The following is a 17,068-nucleotide window of genomic DNA, read 5'->3' as shown; positions in this document are numbered from 1 at the left end:
AAGGCCTTGCCGGACGCGTATGGTTCCGCGACGTGCCCACTCGCACACGCTCCGATTGCATTTTTTAACGTTCACGCCACCAAGGCGCGAAAACGATGTCCGCAAAAAGTGTGCATTGCTTTCACCGTGGCCGAGGTGTGCACTGACTCCTCCCCGTTTGTCGTCGATATGTGCATGTACTTCCCGAAGGGAATGTGAACGTCGCATGAGTGTGGAAACCTTCCAGAGATCGCGCCGCCGCAGAGGCGGTTGGCGTCGGCGGTTGGCCATGACGGCAGCCGTGTCGGCGGCGTCGGCGAGCCTGCTCGCCGTGGGCGCGCAGCCCGCCTCGGCCGCGGTCGTCACCCACTCGTTCGCCTACGTCGCCAACAGCGGCAGCAACACCGTCACCGCGTACGACTCCGTGACCGGAGCGGTGGCCTCGACGATCGTCGTCGGCGCCACGCCGCTGGGCCTGGTGACCACGCCGGACAGCGCGCGGGTCTACGTCACCAAGCTCAGCGGCGGCGTGTCGGTCATCGACACGGCCGCGGGCGCGGTCGTGGCGTCCATCGCGGTCGGCTCACAGCCCAACGGAATCGCGATCACGGTCGACGGCACTCGGATCCTGGTCGTCAACAGCGGGTCGAACTCCGTGTCGATGATCGACACGGCCACCAACGCGGTGACCGCGACCGTCACCGTCGGCGCCAACCCCACCAGCGTGGCCATCAGCCCGGACGGAGCCACCGCCTACGTCACCAACGACGCCTCGGGCACCGTCTCGGTGATCGACACCGCCACGGCGACGGCGACCGCCACGATCAACCTGGGGTTGACCCAGCCGGCCGGCGTGGCCATCACCCCCGACGGTGCCACCGTCTACGTCGCCCGGTACGGCACCGGCACCGTCGCCGTGATCGACACCGCCACGAACACCGTCACCGGCAGCATCACCGTGGGCGCGGTCCCGTCGGGTGTCGCGGTCAGCCCCGACGGCACCCGCGCCTACGTCGCCAACATCGGCCCCGACACGATCTCGGTGATCAACACGGCCACCAACACCGTCACCGCAACCGTTCCGGTCGGAAGCAACCCGAGTCGGGTGGCCGTCACCGGCGACGGGTCCACCGTGTACGCCACCAACAACGGTGCGGGCTCGGTCTCGGCCATCGACACGGCCACCAACACCGTCACCACGACCTTCGCGGTCGGCTCCGGCCCGTTCGGCGTGACCACCGCGAACACGGTCCAGCCGCGGGTCACCGCGATCAGCCCGACCACCGGACCGACCGCGGGCGGCACGACCGTCACCATCACCGGCACCAGCCTGGCCGCGGCCACCGCCGTCCGGTTCGGCACCACGCCCGCGACGTCGTTGACCGTCGTCAACGACACCACCATCACCGCCACCGCCCCGACCCACGCAAGCGGCACGGTCGACGTCACCGTCACCACCCCGACCGGTACCAGCACCACCTCGGCCGCCGACCAGTACACCTACCTCGACCCCGCCCCGGTGATCACCGCGGTCAACCCGGCCACGGGCCCGGCGGCCGGCGGCACCCCGGTGACCATCACCGGAACCCACTTCACCGGAACCACCGCCGTGGCCTTCGGCGGCACCCCCGCCACGTCGTTCACCGTCGTCAACGACACCACCATCACCGCCACCGCACCCGCGGGCACGCCCGGCACCGTCGACGTCGCCGTCACCAACGCCGGCGGCACCAGCGCGCCCGGCAGCGGGTACACCTACGTCGCAGCCCCGGTCGTGACCGCCCTCAACCCGACCAGCGGTCCCACCGAGGGCGGCACTTCCGTCACCATCACCGGCACCGCCCTCACCGGGACGACAGCGGTGAAGTTCGGCGGCGTCGACGCGACCTCGTTCACCGTCACCAGCTCCACCTCCATCACCGCGGTCGCCCCTGCCCACACCGCCGGGACCGTCGACGTCACCGTCACCACCGTCGGCGGCACGAGCGCGTCCACCGCCGCGTCCCGCTACACCTACGCCGACGCCGACCTGTCGGTCGCGGTCACCGACTCCGCCGACCCGGTGTCCCTGGGCGGCGACCCGTACACCTACACCGTCACCGCGGCCAACGCCGGACCCAGCACCGCCACCGGCGTGACGGTGTCCACCACCCTCAGCGGGGCTTCCGCGACGATCAACTCGGCGACCCCATCCCAAGGATCGTGCTCGACCAGCGGCGCCACCGTGTCCTGCGCGCTCGGCACGATCGCCGGCTCCGGCTCGGCGAGCGTGACCATCACCGTCACCCCGTCGACGTCCGGCACGGTCACCGCCACCGCCGGGGTCTCGGCCACCGAACCCGACCCCGTGCCCGCCAACAACACCGACACCGAGTCCACCACCGTGAACAACGCGTTGGGCTGCACCATCATCGGCACCGCGGGCAACGACACCCTCAACGGCACCAACGGCAACGACGTGATCTGCGGCCTGGGCGGCAACGACACCATCACCGGCGGAAACGGCACCGACACCGTCTACGCAGGTGCCGGTGACGACACCATCGTCGGCGGCAACGGCGCCGACACCCTCTACGGCGGTCTCGGCAACGACACGAGCAAGGGCGAGTCGCTGCTGGACAGCCTGCTGGGGCTGTTCGACAACGGCGACGACACCATCGACGGCGGTCCCGGCAACGACAACCTCGACGGCCAGAACGGCAACGACACGCTGATCGACCACGACGGCACCGACACCATGGCCGGCAGCCTCGGCAACGACACCATCGACGTCCAGGACGGCATCGGCGGCGACACCGCCAACGGCGGCCTCGGCACCGACACCTGCACCGTCGACGGAGGCGACAGCACCAGCAGCTGCTGACCGACCACCTCCACCGCAGGGCGACCGGTCACCAGATCCCACTCCGGCACACGACACCCGCAGGGATCCGGTGACCGGCGCCCCCTCACAGATCCGGGAGACATCCGTCATGACCCCTCGTAGCACGACCACCAGACACCATCGTCGTTCGCGCCGGATCGCCGCGCTCGTGACGGCGGCGGTGATGGCCACCGCCGCCACGGTGTCCGGCACGGCCGGGATCGCCCACGCGGTCGGCTCTGGCTCTACCCCGTCCTGAACCCCCCGCAGTGCCTGAGCAGCCCGGGTGTCACCAGCCAATCAGGCCCTGTCGTCGCCCAGATCACCACCCTCCAGCCCTGACACCCGATCACAGGAGAAACGCTCGGGAAAGGAATTCCTCATGCGCCTACCGCACCTCCTCATCGCCGCGATCTTCGGCCTCGCCGCACCACTGGCCACCGTGACCCCCGCCGCGGCCGGAGTCCTGGACGTCACCTGCGGCCCACCCAGCACCAACGTGAACACCTACACCCCACCGCTGACCGCCACACCGCAGACCGTCGTGGTCAACTCGTCGGGTCAGTACAGCTGCGTGTCCGCGACGGTGCCCGGCCTGACCTCCGGCTCGCGCTCCGTCGAGGTCACCTCCCCGGGCCGGTCCTGCCTGGACCTGCTCACCGGATTCCCCATCACCCTGACCATCACCTGGAACACCGGCCAGACCAGCACGATCTCCGGCGACTCGACCGTCGCCACCGTCGGCGCGACCCACGTCGTCACCACGACCGGCACCGTCACCGCCGGGCTCTTCGCCGGCGACAGCGTGCTGTCGACCACCGTCGGCCCGTCCCTCCCCATCCTGTTGTGCACCCTCGGCCTGGGCACCGTCTCCGACACCACCTCCACCCTCGTCCTGTCGATCACCTCGACGTAGGGCGTTCTCCCGATCACCGGACACGACGCGGCCCGGACCACCTCCACCGGTGGTCCGGGCCGCGTCGTGGTCGCGCTCTAGGGGTTCGGGCCCTCCATCCCGCGGATGATCCCGTTGGCCGCCTCTTGCTGCCGTGCCTCACCGGCGACGCCCGCCACTCCCCCCATCATCGTGTCGATGAACTGGTCGCGGGACATCCGCGGGGTCAGCTTCTCCCGTTGGGCGCGACTGGAGAGCACGTCGTACAGGCCGCCGAGGTACTGCCGGTACTGGCCCGGGTTGAGGTTCGGGTTGTCCGGCTGGTGGCCGCCGTCCGCCGTGGCCGCGTGACCGATGGGGAGGCCGAACATGCACGGGCAGTTCGGGTCCGGCGGGATGGTCACCGGGGTCGTCAGGGTGCCTCTCGGGCCGGCCTGCATGAGGACGGTGCGGGGTCGCGCGGACGTGGGGTCGACGTGGGCGAACGAGTCGCCGAAGGAGTGCAGGATGTTCTCCTGCTCCTGGGTGAACTGGCCGGTCAGCGGCATGTTGTCGACCACCTGCTGGAACCGCTGCCGGGCCGCGGCCTGCGTCTGGGCGGCACTGCCGCCGGTGAGCAGGTGGATGCGCCGCGAGTCGGCGTTGCCGAAGCCCGGCAAGAGGGAGCCCATGATGGAGCTGAGGTGCGTGGCGCTGCGGTCGTCGGTGTCGGGCGCCCAGGCCGCGTTGCCGATCGCGCGGGCCACCGTCGGGGAGAAGCCGACGGCCAGGGCGGCGGCCTGCGGGGTCAGCTGGTGGCCGACGATGCCCCACATCCCGTTCGGGTCGCGGTAGGTGATCGGGTTGTTCTGCGAGTAGGTGTAGAGGGCGAGGTTGGCGCTGTTGTAGACGCCGTCGTTCGGGCTACCGCCCAAGTAGGACCCCAGGACCGGGTCGGGCGACTGCCAGACGCTGGTCCGCGGGTTGTAGTAGCGAGCGCCGTAGTAGTAGAGGCCGGTCTCCTCGTCGAGCTCCTTGCCTCCGTACTGGTACGGCACCGGCGTCGGCTGGCCCGGGTGTTCGTCGACCCAGGTCTCGCCGGACGCGAAGTACTCGATGTGCTCGGTCAGGCCCGCGTGCTCGTCGGTGACGTAGCCGGAGGAGCCGAGGTGGTCGCCGTGGAAGTAGAAGACGTGGTTCTCGTAGGTGGTGACGGGTTTGACGGTCTTGGTGAGCAACCGGTCCTCGCCCACGAAGATGTGCTTGAACCCGGTCCCGTTGCGCTCGCTGAAACCGCGGTTCGGGTAGACGTGCTGCGGGCCGGCGATCTTGACGACCCGGGTGCCCTGGTCGTCGTAGTAGTAGCGGACCGTGGCGGGTTGGTTGGGGCTGGTGCAGGTGCTCGGGTCCTGCGCGACGACCTGGTTGCGGTTGTGGTCCTGGTTGCAGGCCAGGCGGTTCTCCTCGTCCCACACGAGCTGCCTGCGCTTGCCCGGCGCGGGCGGCATGGTGTTGACGGTGTCGACCAGGTTGCCGTTGGGGTCGTAGGCCTGGTTGATCGGCCCGATCCTGCTCGGTGCGTGCGGGCGGCCACCGGTGAAGGCGTAGTCGTACTCGTAGCTGGTCTTGCGCTGAGGCTGCACGTTCGCCTGCGTGCCCGCGGCGGGAGCCGCGAGCGACCCCACGTCGGCGACCCGGAGCTGCGTGCCCGACAGGCTGTCCAGCGGGTCGACGAGCGGCTCGTCCTCGGGCTCCTCGATCACCCCGAGCGGCGGGTAGAGCTGCTCCGGGGGCACGGGATCGGTGACCGGGTCGGTCGACGGCTCGTCGGGCACGGTGATCGGCGAGCTGTCGGCGACCGGGGCGGCCACCGCCGAGGCCGAGAAGTCACCCGCCGAACCCAACGAACCCAACGAACCCACGGCACTCGCCGAACCCACCGCACTCGCCGACGCCGTCGAGGGGTCCGGGTCGACCACGATCTCGTGCCGCTGGTTCTTCGTCAGCACGTTGTGGATCGAGTCGTAGGACATCTCCAGCGAGTAGCGGTCGAGCTTGTTGTCGGCGTAGGTGTACTCGCCGCGTGCCGAGGTCAGCCGGTACAGGTCGTCGTAGGTGTAGGTCTGGGTGCTCGGCCCGCCGATCGGCTTGCCGTGCGGCAGCGCCACCTGGTTGCGCAGTCGCAGGATGTTGCCCACGTTGTCGTAGTCGTAGCTGATGTCCTGGAAGCGGTGGCCGTCGGGCAGCTGCGCGCGCAGGGTGGTGAGCTGCCGGTCCGCCGCGTCGTAGGTGTACGTGGTGCGCACGCCGGTGCCGGTGTCGGTGAGCAGCTTCTGGTTGAACTTGTCGTAGTCCTGGCGCGCCAGGTAGGTGTAGTCGAACCCGCCCTTGCGGCCGGTGGCGCGGTCGACCATGCCGCCGGTGTCGTAGCGGTAGGTCAGGACTTCGCCGTCCGGGTAGGTCAGGTCGAGCACCCGGTTGAACGAGTCGTACCGGTAACTGGTCGTGTAGTCGCGGGCCGGGCCGTTGAGCAGCGCGTCCGGCACGGTCCTGGTCTCGCGGACCAGCTCGCCGAGCGGGCCGTAGGCGCGGGTCTCGACGCCCGCCCCGTCGGTCACCCGGATCACCCGGTCCGCCCCGTTGTCGGCCGCGCCGGGGGCTCCGTAGGTGTAGGTGGCGTTGTTGCCGGTGAACGTCGGGTACCGGACCGCGGCGAGCCGGTTGTACTGGTAGTCGTACTCGATCGCCTTGCCGGCCGCGCGCAGCTTCGAGGTGGCCTTGTGGGTGATGTTGTCGGCCAGGTCGTAGCGGGTCTCGGTGCGCCCGGCGTCCGGGCTGTCGATGACCGTGCGCCTGCCGAAGTCGTCGTAGGCGGTCGAGGTGGTGTTGCCGCGGTCGTCCACCGCCGCGGTGATCTTGCCGAGGGCGTCGTAGCGGTAGCTGGTCCAGATGGTGGGCTGCCCGCCGGCCGGGTTGGCCTCCTTCACCGCCGTGGTGAGGTTGCGGACGTCCTGGTAGGTGCGCCGCGCCTTGCCGTTGGCGTCGGTGGTGACCGTCTCGAACTGCGTGACGCCCGCGCGGTCCGGGCCGAACCCGTAGGCGAGCGTGGTGGCCGTCTGGTCCGGCACCACCGTGCGGACCACGCGGTCGAGCACGTCGAAGGTCGTGCGGGTCGGCGCGACGGTGTCGAACGCCGGGTTCAACGCGGTGTTCGCGGGCCCCTTCGGCTCGCTGACGGGGTAGTGCTCCTCGACGGTGCGGCCGAGGAAGTCGATCTTCTGCCGGCCCGACACGGTCATCACCGCCTCGGGGGCGTCACCCGGCGCGGCCGAGACGGAGGCGTCCTTCTTGGTCTGCAGCAACCGCTTCACGCCGTCGGCGAAGGTGATCGTGTCGATGGTGTCGGCGCGCACGCCGTCCGCGGCGCGGTCGACGTGGCGGGTCACCGCGTACGGCACCGGCGCCTCGGGGTGGTACTCGAAGTCGATCGTGTGCCGGTTCTCCGGGAGCTCGTGCGGCCCGGTCACGGAGCCCACCCGGCCGACCGCGTCGTAGGTGCGCTGGATCCGCCGGCCGTTCTTGTCGGTCTGGCTGGTCGGCTGACCCCACCGCAGGTCGTGCGTCGAGGTGGACCGGTAGCCGAAGCTGTCGGTGGTCGACTGGACGTGCACGCCGACGACGGTGTCGTAGCCGTAGTCGACCCGGAACCGCTGCCCGTGCTTGGTCACCGGGTCGGTGACCGAGGCCAGGTTGCCGTCGGGGAAGTAGGTCATGTCGGTGACCGCCACCGAGTTGTCCGCCAGGTACCTGCGCACCTGGGTGACGTCGGCCGACGCGCAGTCCACAGTGGCCTCGCGGCGGCGCAGCAGCGTTCCCGTGCCGCCGGTCTCCCGCAGCGCCGTGCCGACGCCCACGATGTGCCGGTCCCGGCAGGCCGGGATCGCCGAGGAGTAGGTCAGGAGGCTCGCCAGGTCGTCGGCGGCCCCGGTGTCGCCGCGGTCCACGGTGCGGACGGTGTTGCCGTACTCGTCGTAGGACATCTCCACCGACGTGCTCTTGCCCGCGGTGGCCTGCCCCTCGTAGAAGTTGCGCTCGGTGCGCACCAGTTGCGGGAACACCGTCGCGGTCGGGCTCGCCAGGTCGGCGGTCGCGCCGGTGGCGACGTCGCGCGGCTGGTAGGTGTTGACCGCGTCGGAGTACTTGCGGCCCGCCGCGTCGGCCGTGGTCTGCTTGGCGAGCAGGCCGCGGGTCGGGTAGCTGTCCGTGCGGTACTCGCTGGTCGACGATCGGTACAGGGCGTCGCCGTGGCCGGTGTCGCGGTCCTCGGTGACGACCGTGCCGTAGCCGTAGAACTCGCGCTCGAACCGGTCGTAGCGGCCGTTCTCGTACCGGAAGGTGGTGAGCCGGTTGTCGACGCCGTCGCCCGGGTGGCCGTCGAACAGCGCCGAGCGGGTCAGCACCCAGCGGGACTCGGGCTGGTCGTAGGTGTTGCCGTCGCGGGCGTAGTCGAGATCGATGCGCCCGCCCATCGGCCGGGTGACCGTGCGCAGCAGGTTGGTGCGGCCGGTGCGGTTCTCGGCGACGACCAGCTCGTCGTCGCCCGTGGAGCGCACGTGGTCGGCGTAGCCGTCGCCGTTGACGTCGCGCAGGGCCAGCTCGGTGCGGCCGACCCCGGTGGAGGCGTCCACGCCCGGGTTGAACACGATGCAGCCGAACACGAAGCAGAACCCGAACGTGAAGTACGCACCGCCGCCGAAGTTGGCGTTGACGTCGGAGTTGAGGCCGTCGAGGCTGCCGCGGAACGGCTTCGGCGGGAGGAACCCGCTGCCGGTGTTGATCGCCACGGTCACCGGGTCGCCCGCGAACACGCGGTCCACCAGGCCGTCGCCGTTCATGTCCATCAGCGAGGCGTCCGCGCTGCCGGTGCCGGTGGAGGCGGACACACCGCCCGCGAAGCCGTAGTAGTCGGTGCTGAAGCCGAGGTTGACACCCGCGTTCTCGGTCTTGCCGGTGTTGATCGGGCCACCCGGCCACGGCTCGCGCGCGGCGAAGGCGTACCCGAGGTTGAGCGCGGTGTCGCCGTTGGCGTAGACGCGGTCCGGCAGGGCGTCGCCGTTGATGTCGACCAGGTCGTGCCTGGTCTCGGACTCGCCGCCGCCGAGGTTCCCGCCGATGCCCAGCGACGGCATCTCCGACCCGGACCGGGTGGTGTTCGCGGTGCCGCGCCCCGACGGCAGGTCGGTGCCGCGCGCCGTGCCGCCGGTGCGCGCCGGACTGCCCGCGCTGGCCGAGACGGAGTACGCCCGCGAGTCGGACTCGCGGACGTTGCCGCCGACGCTGCCCCTGGTGCCGCCCAGACCACCGGTCATGTCGGAGTACTGCACGCCGCCGGAGCCGACCACGTCGGGGTAGCGGTCGCCGTTGAGGTCCAGGAAGTCGACGGTGGACTCGGCGTCGCCCTGGGCCAGGCTGCCGCCCAGCGGCCCGACGCCGAACGTGGTGGAGACCTGCTCGGTGCTGCCGCGCCGCGGCACCGCGGTCGCGCCCGCGAAGTCCGCGTCGCCGGCCACGTCGATGGTGTCGGCGCCCAGCCGCGAGCTGGACGCGCCAGCCGCGGCAACCCAGGTGTTCGCGTCGGAGCCTGCCCAGCGCTGCTCGCCGGGCATCGGCGCGAACACCACGATCTTGGGGGTAGCGACGGTCGGGTCGTCGCGGAAGCCCGGCACGTCGTCCTCGGTCGGGCCGTCGGGGAGCTGGTCGCGGAAGTCCTCGTCGATCACCAGGTCGGACTGCGCGATCGGCTGGTCCGCGCGGGCGCGGTTGCCCTGGTAGCCGATGGCGGCCCACCCGCGGTAGGGCTGGGCGAACGCGCCCTGCTCCACGGCGGTGTGCACCGCGGTCGGCACGGCGGCGCCGTCGACGGTCGCGGCGTGCGCCGAGACCCGGCCCAGCACCGCCGGGTCGGTGGAGGAGAAGTCGAAGTACAGCTCGTCACCGGCGGCCACCGGCACCGACAGCGCCGGGATCGCGGGCACGACCCCGCCGGCGACCTGCACGACCTGCTTGCCGAGCAGCGCGCCGCGCTTCTTGACGGTGAACACCACCCGCGCGTCGCCCGTGCCGGTCAGCGCCAGGCTGGGCCGCACCGAGACGGTGCCGTCGGCGCTCGCGGTGTGGGACTGCTGCGGCGCGGTCAGCGTGGTCGCCGGGTACACGTCCTGCTCGTAGGGCGGGTTGATCACGATCGTCGGCTCGCCCGCCGGGTTGGTCACCGGCACGCCGCCCTCCGCCGCGGTGTAGTGCGCCCGCGGCGCCCAGCGCAGCGCGCCCGCGTCGACCGGGGAGTCGATCGAGAGCTTCCAGGCCAGCGTGTCGCCTTGGGTCACCGGCACGTCCAGCGCGATCGGCGTGGTGCCGGTCGCGCCCGCCGGCACGCTCCGGGAGAACACCTCGGTCGTGCCGCGGGTGATGACCACGCGGACGTCGTCGGTGGTCGCGGCGGTCTTCACCAGGTCGCCGGTCAGCCGCAGGGCGCCGGTCAGCGGCGCGACCACCGCGGACGGGCGTCCGGCCAGGGTGAAGTCGCGGGAGGCCAGGAAGCCGACCGCGTCCAGGCCGTTGACGTCGGTGGCGGCGGGCCGCGACGTGTAGGTGACGCGCGGGTCCCAGGCGACCTGGTCGAAGCGGCCGTCGAGCACCGACTGCACCCGGAAGTACAGGGCGTCACCCCGCTGCACGGTGATCGCGCCGACGCCGGTCGGGGCGAACTCGATGTGGTCGGTGGGGCCGATGCGCTGCGACCACAGCTCCGCGTCCTCGTGCTGGATCGCCACCCGCACGCCGTCGGCCTTGCGGTAGGCCGCGCGGGCGGGGCCGGTGTCCTCGACCAGCCGCACCCGGCCGTCGACGGCGATCACGCCGTCGTAGGGCGCGACCCAGCGGCGGACGCCGTCGAGCAGCGGGAACGCGTCGACCTTGCGCTCGAACTCGGCGGTCCGGTCCCCGACCACCGGCCCGCTGACCGCACCGGGCCCGACCGGCGACGGCGTCTGGGCGCTGTCGGCGGTGTAGGTCGGGTTGCCGTTCGCGTCCACCCGCCCGAACAGCACGCCGCCGTTGTTGACCAGGTCGGTGATGCCGTCACCGTTGACGTCGGCGAAGTAGCGGTCGGAGGTGGTCGTGGTGGAGACGTAGTCCAGCTGGGCGGCCACGCCGAAGTAGGACTCGACGCCGACGGTGCCGGAGCTGCTCTCCTCCGAGGAGATGCCGGGCAGTCCGGGCAGGGGGATCGGGGTGTCGCCGAAGCGCGGCTCGCCGCCGGGACCGGACAGGTTCGGCCGGTAGAAGATGCCGTCGCCGGTGCGGAACACCTTGTCCGGCAGGGTGTCGCCGTTGACGTCGGAGAGCGCGAGCAGGCCCTCGCTGGAGCCCTCGCTGTAGCCGACCTTCACACCGGCCGAGTTCGACTTGCTGATGCCGGTGGGGTTGTAGCCGACGTAGAGGTGCCCGCCGGCGCTGTCGGTCGAGTTGGCCTGCACGGCACTGGCGTCGCCGTCGACGACGCCCGCGGCCAGGCCGTCGCCCGGGACGGTCCAGCCGTCCGCCGGGGTGAACGCGTCGTAGTCGCCGCCCGCGTCGCGGATGTCGTCGAAGTAGTCGAACGAGTGCGTGGTGAACAGCGCGTTGTCGGCGTCGAACTGCGACACCGACCGCAGCAGGGTCTTGGAGAACGCGCCGGTGCCGTAGTTCAGCTCGTAGGCGCGGACGAGCTGGTCGTCCAGCTCGACCTCGACCCGGCGCAGCAGGTCGGCGGTGACCTTCTTGAACCCGAGGCGGGCGTCGATCTGCACGTCGGTGCGACGCGGCTCGCCCCGGTCGCGATCACGCAGGAAGGTGACGGAGTAGCGCCCCTCGGTGGTGCCGCTGCCGGTCCAGGTGATGCGCTGCGGGTACAGGTTCGAGCCGGGGGTGCTCGCGTTGGGCACGCCGCCGTCGGCGACCGTGGTGTAGCTGAAGCGCATCAGGTTGTCGTTGGCGTCGCGGACCTCGCGCAGCGCCCACACGGCGACGTTGCCGCGGGCGTCGGTCAGCCGGGTGCCGGGGTCGGGGCCGTAGACCGAGACGCTGCCCTTCTTGTCGGTCACCTCCCACCAGTACTCGCCGGGCGCGGAACCGTGCCGGGTGATCTTGGCGAACCGGCCTTCGACGCGGGTGTGGAACTCCTTCTCCGCGGTCCGCGCGACCGCGGCCGAGCGGTGCGCGAGCGGGGTCAGCTGCTCGCCTGCCAGCAGGTAGGTCTCGGTCTCCAGCGCGGCGTCGTAGCGCGGCACGCCCCAGCGGGTCTCGATGGCGATGGCCGGCATCGGCAGGTCCCAGCCGACGCCGAGCCACCCGTTGCCGCCCGCCGAGCTGTACTGCAGGGCCAACGACGGCTCCACCCCCGCACGTCCCGGTGGGGTGGGGAGGGGGTAGCTCAGCTTCGCGTCGCCGGTGGCCGAGGCGCCGGGCGCGCCGATCAGCGCGACGCCCTCCCCCGGGTTCGCGGCCTCCAGGTCCTTGATCCGGTTCGGGTTGAACGAGTCCCCTTCGGGGTGCTCGGGCACGTCGACGGCCGTGCTGCCGCTCACCAGGGCGGGCGCCCCCGTCGACTGGCTGCCGGGCACCAGCACCGCCACCAGCAAGGCCAGGACGAGCAGCGCCGACGCAGACTGACGACGACCCGGAACAGGCATGACGGTCCCCTTTGACCTCGGCGCACTGCCGCGGTCATCGAGCCGTTCGCAGCGCTCGTTACCGCATTCCGGGAATCGTCGGGCACATCACCCGAGAAGCGCAGCAACCGCTGCGGGGACCCACTGAAAGTTCATCGGTCCGACCTGTTCGGCAGCTTGATCGCGCCACTGGAAGAATGATACGGAGGATTCGATCGAATTCACTTCGGGCCGAGTGAGCCGAGAATAGTCCATTCAGCCGCCACCCGGCCACCCGACTCACATTCGAGACCGATCGACGCACCATGCCGCGGCTTCACCGGAGACAACCCGTGGTGGGGTCATCGGCGGATCCCGGGCGAACCGGCAGTGGGCTGAACGGCGTATTTCGGGGCAAAGCGCGCTACACATCCCCGCCCCGGCTGTATCCACGTGGTGGGGCGCCTCCACGGGAGGTGTGGGGCGCAGGGGACTTTGGGGGAAATTTCGCATGCCTGTTTTGAGATCACTAGCGGTCGTCGTGGCCGTGTTACTGGGGACGCCGGCGCCGGGCGTGGCGCACGCGGCACCACCGGACAACGACGATTTCGACGCGTCGACGCCGATCACCGCACTACCGTTCACCACGCAGTCGGACAGGACCGAAGCGACCAGAGGACCCGACGACCCGACCAACTGCGTGGGACGGCCCGCGGAAGGGTCCGTCTGGTTCCACCACACCGCGACCGAGAGCGGGATCGTCCGCGTCGACACGAACGGCAGCGACCTCGACGTGAAGCTGTCGGTGCTCATCGGCACTCGCGGCGACCTGCGGTCCCTCGGGTGCAGCGGTCCCGGAGGCCCGCTGACGCTGCGGGTGACCGCGGGCCAGACGTACTACTTCATGGCCGCCGACGGGTACGACGGTCGCGGGGCCGGGCTGAACCTGAGCGTGCAGCGGATGACGCCCGTGGCCAACGACGACTTCGCCGACGCGCAGCCGGTGACGTCGCTGCCGTTCAGCGCGCCACAGCCGGACTTCACGCTCGCCGGCGCCGAGCCGGAAGAGCCCTGGGCGACGGAGTGCGCCGGTGTGCGGGAAGGCGCACCCACCGTCTGGTTCAGCTACACGCCGACCCGCACGGAGTCCGTCCTCGCCCGGGTGAGGACGGACGGCGCCGGCCCCGTCCTGTCCGTCTACGAAGGCTCGTCCTTGCCGGAGCTCCGGTCGCTCGGGTGCGCGGAGGGCCACTACTGGGACGGCAAGGCGTTCCGGCTCGTCGCGGGCACGACCTACCACCTGCAACTGCAGTACAGCTTCTACAGCTCGGCCGAGGCCACCGTGGTGCTGGAGGAGGCGCCGCCGCTGGAGACGGAGCTCACCCCCACCTCGTCCGGTGAGTGGTCGACCTTCCAGGACATCGACTTCAGGCTGTACCACCGCAACGACTACGACCAGCCGGTCACGGCGGAATGGGACTTCGGGGACGGCACGAGCGTGCCGCCGAGCACCGAGGAGCAGGCGGTCCACCGCTACGCCGAGGACGGCGACTACACCGTGACCGTCCGCTCGACCTCCGCGGACGGCCGCGTCGCCACGGACGCGGTCCCCGTCGTGGTGAAGACGCACGACGTCGGGATCGCCAAGTTCACCACGCCGTCCTCGGTGCGGGCAGGGCAGCAGAAGCAGCTCTCCGTGCAGGTGTCGAACACGCGCTACCTGGAGAAGGACACCGCGGTCACGCTCTACAAGTACGGCCAGTGGGGGTGGGAGGAGGTCGGCCTGACGAAGCTGGACGTGCCGGCGCACCCGACGCGCAAGGTCACCTTCCCGTTCGCCTACACGTTCACGCAGGAGGACGCGATCAGGGGCAAGGTGACGTTCCGCGCCGTCGTCTCGCTGCCGTACCCGTCGCGGGACGCGCTGCCGCTGGACAACGAGGTGATCTCCACCGCCACGACCGTCCTCCCGGCGGCCACCACCACCGCTCTCGTGAACTGATCAGGGGGACACCGTGTTCAGACGGGCCAGTTCGACTTTCATCGCGTTCGCCGTGGTCGCGGCGCTGGCACCCGCCGTCGCCCACGCGGCGCCGGCGGGCGACGACTTCGACTCCGCCACCGGGATCACCTCGCTGCCGTTCACCACGACGATCGACACCAGCGGAGCCGGCAAGGCCGCCGACGACCCGAACCCCTGCTACTTCTGGGGTGAGGGTTCCGTCTGGCAGAAGTACACGGCGCAGAGCGACGGGCTGCTGCGGGTGAGCGCGCGCACGGACACGTGGGGCAGGATGCTCGCCGTCTACACCGGGCAGCGCGGCGCGCTCGACCTGGAGCCGAGCGCCTGCGTCCAGAACGGGAACTACACGGTGCACGCCGAGGCGGGCACCACGTACTACTTCATGCTGGTCGAGCGCAGCGGGAGCACCGCCGACACGGTCTCGTTCGCCCTGCGCGAGACCACCCCGGAGCCCAACGACAACCGGGCGGCGGCCACGGTGACGTCCGTGCCCGGCGACCACCAGGCCGACCTCACCCGCGCCACGGCCGAGCCGGGCGAGGCGCCACCGAGCTGCGCTCCCGAGGCGACCCGGTCGGTCTGGTACCGCTACACGCCCACGCACACCAAGTTCGTCCAGGTCGGCTCGGAGCAGGCGATCAGCGTCCACCGCGCGGACGACCTGTCCGAAGTGGACTGCTCGACCCGGTACTCGACCGCCGTGTTCCGCGCGACCGCGAACGAGAGCTACTTGATCAGGATGGCCGCCTCCCCGGAGGCGACCGAGGGGTTCGAGGTCAGCCTGCGCACGGCCCCCGACATCGTTCCGCACACGTCCACGCGGCCGGAGGTCCCGAACGTGCTCAGCGACACGACCCTCGGCGCGTCGTCGGGCGACCCGATCTACCAGCCGGTCGCGAGCGGCACCATCGACCTCGGTGACGGCACCGTCATCCCGGTGACCGACGGGCACGTGACGCACCGGTTCACCAAGGACGGCGACTACCGCGTCACGACCACGGTCACGACCCCCGACGGCCGCACCGGCACGAGCGTGCGGACGCTCAAGGTCGAGACGCACGACGTGTCGGTGTCCGGGCTGACGGTGCCGACCTCGGCACGCGCCGGTCAGAGCAAGCCCGTCAAGGCGTTCGTGTCCGGCACCCGTCGTGAGGACGACGTCACCGTCACCTTCTACCGCGTCGGCGCGAACGGGGAGGGCGACAAGGAGATCGGCCGGCTCACGCAGCGGGTTCCGGTCTCGACGACCGGCACGACCGAGTTCCCGTTCGCCTACACCTACCGGCCGGAGGACGTGACGGCGGGCCAGGTGACGTTCCGGGTGCGCGCCGAGGTGGCCGGCTACGGCCGGCGGGGTGACGACAAGGGTGACGACAACGAGGCACGCGCCACCACGGCCTCTGTCCGTCCCGCAGCCACCGTGAGCGCTCGAATCGAGTAGCGGTCGCCTTACCCGGTCCTCCGCTGGACCACCCTGCGGAGGGGCCGGGTAAGGCCCTCTCAACCTCACCGGGGCCGGACAGGCGCTCGGCCTGCTCATACCGAAGTCGCACCACCGGTAGCCGAAGGGACAATGTCGATCACGGGCACGCCGACTACCGTGTGCTCGTCACCGGGTGGAAGAAGCTCAAGGGGTGTGGGTCTTGTCAGGTGCAACCCTCGCGGAGAAGTTGGTCGCACGCCTGGGGTCCCGGCACCCGGTGGCCGCCGTCGCCGCGGTTTCGCCCGCCGGGACCTCGGTGGCGAGCGTGGGCGCGCCCGCCGACGCCGACTTCGAGATCGGCTCGATCTCCAAGGGGATCACCGGCCTGCTCTACGCCGACGCTCGGGAACGTGGCGAGATCGGGCCGTCCACCACGCTGGGCGACCTGCTGCCGCTGGGCGGCACCGCGGTGGCGGGCGTGACGCTGTCCTCCATCACCACCCACCGCTCGGGCCTGCCGAGCCTGCCCACCGGGGCCTCGCCACTGCGCAGGTTGCTGGCGCTGTGGCTGCACGGCGCGAACCCGTACGGCGACACGCTCGACCAGCTGCTCGCCCAGGCCCGTGGCGTGCGCCCCGGCCCACCCCGCCCCCGCTACTCCAACCTGGGCTTCCAGCTCCTCGGGCACGCCCTGGGCAGCGCCGCCGGCACGACGTTCCAAGGCCTGCTCCAGAGCCGGGTCGCCGCCCCTCTCGGCCTGGACGTGCTCTACGCGCCCGCCACCCCGGCCGACCTGCGACCAGCCGCACTCACCGGCACCACCAGGTGGGGCCGCGAGCGTCAGCCGTGGACAGGTGAAGCGCTGGGGCCGGCCGGGGGCATCCGCGCGCGCATCGGCGACATGGCCCGCCTCACCGCCGCGCTGCTCGACGGCTCCGCCCCCGGCACCGCCGCCCTGGACCCCGTCGAGAACTTCACCGGCCGGGTGGCGCGCATCGGCGCGGCGTGGATCACCATCGAGCGCGACGACCGGGCCATCACGTGGCACAACGGCAGCACCGGCGGCTTCCGCACCTGGCTGGGCCTGGACCGCGCCGCCGGCACCGCGGTGGTCCTCCTCTCCGCGACCGCGCTCTCGGTGGACCAGCACGGCTTCACCCTGCTAGAGCAGCTGACCGAGGAAGAAAGCCGCTGACCGAACGCCCCCGCACCGGGC

The 17,068-nt window shown here is 71.2% G+C and carries 6 protein-coding genes; 5 read left to right on the top strand and 1 reads right to left on the bottom strand.

What is annotated here, in order from left to right:
• The first annotated feature begins 268 nt into the window (after positions 1 to 268).
• Entirely contained in the window at positions 269 to 2,842 is a 2,574-nt protein-coding gene (locus tag ACQPYE_RS10250) for an IPT/TIG domain-containing protein (protein WP_498720810.1), read from the top strand.
• Between the two features lie 382 nt (positions 2,843 to 3,224).
• Entirely contained in the window at positions 3,225 to 3,758 is a 534-nt protein-coding gene (locus tag ACQPYE_RS10245) for a hypothetical protein (protein WP_498720808.1), read from the top strand.
• Positions 3,759 to 3,835: 77 nt separating this feature from the next.
• Here ACQPYE_RS10245 and ACQPYE_RS10240 read toward each other — a convergent pair whose 3' ends face one another.
• Entirely contained in the window at positions 3,836 to 12,448 is an 8,613-nt protein-coding gene (locus ACQPYE_RS10240; protein ID WP_498720807.1) for a SpvB/TcaC N-terminal domain-containing protein, read from the bottom strand.
• Positions 12,449 to 12,947: 499 nt separating this feature from the next.
• Here ACQPYE_RS10240 and ACQPYE_RS10235 point away from each other — a divergent pair, with 499 nt between their 5' ends.
• The 3 genes from ACQPYE_RS10235 (at position 12,948) to ACQPYE_RS10225 (ending at position 17,047) form a co-directional block, all read left to right on the top strand.
• A complete protein-coding gene (locus tag ACQPYE_RS10235) occupies positions 12,948 to 14,408 on the top strand; it encodes a PKD domain-containing protein (protein ID WP_498720805.1) in 1,461 nt (486 codons plus the stop codon).
• A gap of 13 nt (positions 14,409 to 14,421) precedes the next feature.
• Positions 14,422 to 15,870, top strand: a complete 1,449-nt coding sequence (locus tag ACQPYE_RS10230) for a PKD domain-containing protein (RefSeq protein ID WP_498720804.1) — start codon at positions 14,422 to 14,424, stop codon at positions 15,868 to 15,870.
• A gap of 202 nt (positions 15,871 to 16,072) precedes the next feature.
• The gene (locus ACQPYE_RS10225) at positions 16,073 to 17,047 is read left to right on the top strand and encodes a serine hydrolase domain-containing protein (RefSeq protein WP_498720803.1); all 975 of its coding nucleotides are present in this window, start codon (positions 16,073 to 16,075) and stop codon (positions 17,045 to 17,047) included.
• The last annotated feature ends 21 nt before the right edge of the window (positions 17,048 to 17,068 follow it).

The sequence above is a fragment of the Actinosynnema sp. CA-299493 genome (assembly GCF_050946825.1).
Lineage (GTDB): Bacteria > Actinomycetota > Actinomycetes > Mycobacteriales > Pseudonocardiaceae > Actinosynnema.
The sequence above is the reverse complement of the archived record's forward strand: the minus strand, read 5'-3'. Positions and strand labels throughout refer to the sequence as shown.

Coding starts and splice junctions, on each gene's coding strand:
- ACQPYE_RS10245 (WP_498720808.1), top strand. CDS start 3,225: ATGCGCCTACCGCACCTCCTCATCGCCGCGATCTTCGGCCTCGCCGCA.
- ACQPYE_RS10250 (WP_498720810.1), top strand. CDS start 269: ATGACGGCAGCCGTGTCGGCGGCGTCGGCGAGCCTGCTCGCCGTGGGC.
- ACQPYE_RS10240 (WP_498720807.1), bottom strand. CDS start 12,448: ATGCCTGTTCCGGGTCGTCGTCAGTCTGCGTCGGCGCTGCTCGTCCTG.